The sequence below is a fragment of the Actinotalea sp. genome, from assembly GCF_041597215.1.
In the GTDB taxonomy this organism is placed as follows: Bacteria; Actinomycetota; Actinomycetes; order Actinomycetales; family Cellulomonadaceae; genus Actinotalea.
Genome location: NZ_JBFHHB010000293.1, coordinates 1 through 3485 on the forward strand (window position 1 = coordinate 1; position 3485 = coordinate 3485).

At 74.0% G+C, this 3485-nt stretch carries 4 protein-coding genes; 2 read left to right on the forward strand and 2 right to left on the reverse strand.

The window, feature by feature from the left end:
- Both ABWK99_RS14830 and hemW read left to right on the forward strand, forming a co-directional pair.
- A partial coding sequence (locus ABWK99_RS14830) for an MOSC domain-containing protein (protein WP_372595468.1) occupies positions 1–451 on the forward strand: 451 nt, incomplete at its 5' end.
- Entirely contained in the window at positions 451–1680 is a 1230-nt protein-coding gene (gene hemW / locus ABWK99_RS14835) for a radical SAM family heme chaperone HemW (protein ID WP_372595469.1), read from the forward strand. The genes ABWK99_RS14830 and hemW, both read left to right, overlap by 1 nt.
- 91 nt (positions 1681–1771) lie before the next feature.
- Here hemW and ABWK99_RS14840 read toward each other — a convergent pair whose 3' ends face one another.
- Positions 1772–2281: a DUF4870 domain-containing protein gene (locus tag ABWK99_RS14840; protein WP_372595470.1), complete on the reverse strand. Its 510-nt coding sequence runs from the start codon at positions 2279–2281 to the stop codon at positions 1772–1774.
- A gap of 167 nt (positions 2282–2448) precedes the next feature.
- A complete protein-coding gene (locus tag ABWK99_RS14845) occupies positions 2449–3288 on the reverse strand; it encodes a DUF3097 domain-containing protein (protein ID WP_372595471.1) in 840 nt (279 codons plus the stop codon).
- Positions 3289–3485: the final 197 nt, after the last annotated feature.

Below are 3485 nucleotides of genomic sequence, written 5' to 3' on the forward strand. Positions count from 1 at the left end.
GCCGGGCCTGTTCGGCGAGAACCTGCGCGTGCGTGGACCCGTGGACGACGCCGAGATCGGTGAGCGGTGGCGCGTGGGCGACCTGCTCGAGGTCGAGGTCACCGGACCGCGCACCCCGTGCGCGACCTTCGCCCGCTGGCTCGGGCAGAAGGGATGGGTCGCCCGCTACGCGCGGCGCGCACGCCCTGGCGTGTACCTGCGGGTCGTGGTCCCCGGACCGGTCGAGTCCGGTGCGGAGGTCACCGTGCTCGACCGGCCCGGGCATGGCGTGTCCGTCGCGCGCTGGTTCGCCGAGCAGGATCCCGCCGATGCGCGGACCCTGCTCGAGGCCCACGCTGCGGGTCGGCTCTCGCTCGCGCCGTACCTGCTCCCGTACGTCGAGCGCGCCGCTCGGCGCGGCGAGGTGGGCCCGACCGGAGGTGCCGTGGGCGCCGACGGGGACACCGAGTAGTGCCTGCCCTGCCCGACGGCGAGCCGTCACCCGAGGACGGCGCCCTGCCGGAGTGGGTCCACGGGTCCTCACCCGAGGGCTTCGGCGTCTACCTGCACGTGCCGTTCTGCCGGGTGCGCTGCGGGTACTGCGACTTCAACACCTACACCTCGAGCGAGCTGGGCGGGGGTGCGAGCCAGGAGTCCTACGCCCGGACCGCCCTGCGCGAGATCGACCTCGCCGCCCGGGTGCTCGCGCAGGCCGGCCGCGACCGGCCCGTCGGCACGGTGTTCGTCGGTGGCGGCACCCCGACCCTGCTGCCCGTCGACGACCTCGCCCTGCTCCTCGACGCCGTGCGCGACACCTGGGGACTGGAACCGGGGGCCGAGGTGACCACCGAGGCCAACCCGGACTCGGTGACCGCGGACTCACTCGCCTCGCTCGCCGACGCAGGGTTCACCCGCGTCTCGTTCGGCATGCAGTCGGCCGTGCCGAGCGTCCTGGCGACCCTCGAGCGGACGCACGACCCCGAGCGGGTCCCCCAGGTGGTGCAGTGGGCGCGTGACGCGGGCCTGGCCGTCTCCCTGGACCTGATCTACGGAACGCCAGGGGAGTCCGTCGCGGACTGGCAGCGCTCGGTCGAGGCCGCGCTCGCCTGCGGGGTCGACCACGTCTCCGCCTACGCGCTCGTGATCGAGGAGGGCACCCGGATGGCCGGGCAGGTCCGCCGCGGGCTGCTCCCGCCGACGGATCCGGACGACCAGGCCACCAAGTACGAGATCGCCGACGCCCTGCTCGCCGACGCGGGGCTCGGCTGGTACGAGGTCAGCAACTGGGCCAGGACTCCCGAGCAGGCCTGCCGCCACAACCTCGCGTACTGGCGCGGAGCCGACTGGTGGGGGATCGGCCCCGGGGCCCACTCCCATGTCGGCTCCGGTGAGCAGGCCGTGCGCTGGTGGAACGTCAAGCACCCGCGCGCCTATGCCGAGCGGCTCGGCCGGGGCGTGAGCCCCGCTGCCGGTCGGGAACGTCTCGGGGCGCAGGACGTCGCGCTCGAGCAGGTGCTTCTGCGGGTGCGGCTGCGCGAGGGGCTCCCGGTCGCGGAGCTGTCGCCGGCGGGACGGCGAGCCGTCGCCGGCCTCGTGGCGGATGGGCTGCTCGACGGCCGGGCGGCCGTCCGCGGGAACGTCGAGCTGACGCTGCGTGGTCGGCTGCTCGCCGACGCCGTCGTGAGGGCGCTGACGGACTGAGCTCCCGGGACCGTCGTCGACGGCGCGTCGGGTCCGGGAACGACGACGGCCGGCCACCCGAGGGCGACCGGCCGTCGTGGCGTTCAGGCGCTCACTTGATGAGGCGCCAGTTGAGCGGGTAGCGGTACGCCTCGCCCTTGTTGGCTGCGATGGCGCCCATGACCATGAAGACCAGCGCGGCGATGAAGGCCAGGTAGAGGATTCCACCGATGCCCAGGGTGATCGCCGTGATGATCGAGACCGCGACGGCGGCGATCGCCACGGTGATCTGGAAGTTGAGGGCCTCCTTGGCCTGCTCCTCCACGAACTGGCCCCGGCCCTTGAAGACGAGCCAGATGACGAGCGGCGCGAGGAAGGAGACGATGATCGGGCCGATGTGGGCGATGGTCGCCCACATGCGCTGGTCCGAGTCGCTCAGCGGGGCACCTACGGGCGCGGAGCCGTAGGCGGGCGGGGGCGGCTGGTACCCCGGCGGGGGTGCCTGGTAGCCCCCTGCAGGGGCCTGGTAGCTCGGCGGCGGGGTCGCGCCGCGGCCCGCGGGCGGCGGCGGGGTGGGAGGCGTCTCGGAGCCCTGGGGCTCCTCGGGCGGGGTCGTGGTCATCGTTCACCTCGTGGTCGCGGACGGGCTGACGGTCACACATCGCGGGAGCCAACGGTGCGTGACGGTTCGCGACGCCCGTCGCGGTGACCGCCGGAGCACCATGCTCGCCGTACGACCGACCCTAGCGAAGACGACGTTCGTCCGGGACCAATTGCCCAGTTCGGACCTCATCGGGTCACGAAGTCGATCAGCTCCTCCATGCGCCCGAGCATCGAGGGCTCGAGGTCGCGGTAGTCGCGCACGGAGCGCAGGATCCGTTTCCAGCCCGTGGCGACGTCGGCCTGGTCCTGGTGCGGCCAGCCCAGGGCCTCGAGGATCCCGTGCTTCCAGGAGGTGCCATGGGGGATGGTCGGCCACGTCGCGAACCCGAGGCGCTCGGGCTTGACCGCCTGCCAGACGTCCACGTACGGATGCCCGAGCACCAGGACCGTCCCGGCAGGGGCCGAACGCATCGCCTGCGCCGCGATCCTGGACTCCTTGGTCCCGGGCACCAGGTGGTCGACGAGGACGCCGAGGCGACGGCCCGGCCCGGGGCCGAACTCCGCGACGGCTGCGCCGAGGTCGTCGATCCCGTCGAGCATCTCGACGACGACGCCCTCGACGCGCAGGTCGTCCCCCCAGACCTTCTCCACGAGCTCGGCGTCGTGCTTGCCCTCGACCCAGATGCGATCCGCCCGCGCCACGCGCGCGGGGGCCGCAGCTGCGACGCGTGAGCCGGACGCGGTCCGGGTGGGCGCCGCCGGCCGGGGCGGCCCGGCAGGCGCCGTGAGCTCGACGGGCTCGCCGTCCACCCAGAAGCCGGGCCCGAGCGGGAAGGTGCGCGTGCGCCCCTTGCGGTCCTCGAGCACGACGACGTGCATCCCGCCGGAGCGTTCGACACGGACGACGGCGCCGACCCAGCCGGTGCCCACCTCCTCCACGACGAGTCCCTGCTCGGCGGGGGTCGGCGTCGAGCGGGGCGCGCGGCCGGTCCCGGTGCGCAGCACGTCCTGTCCGTAGCGATCCATCGGTCCTCCTCGTGGTCCGGGAGATGGTCGCAGTCCTCGCTCCACCGCGCCCGCAGCCACGCCGTCGGCCCCTGTCGCCGCACGGCAGGCCGCAGGAGTCGGCGGCAGGTCGTGGGCAACGCGGGCTGCCGGACGGCGCGCGTCGTACGATTAGCACTCGCCGGGGGTGAGTGCCACCCCGACGAGGCGAGCCGCCA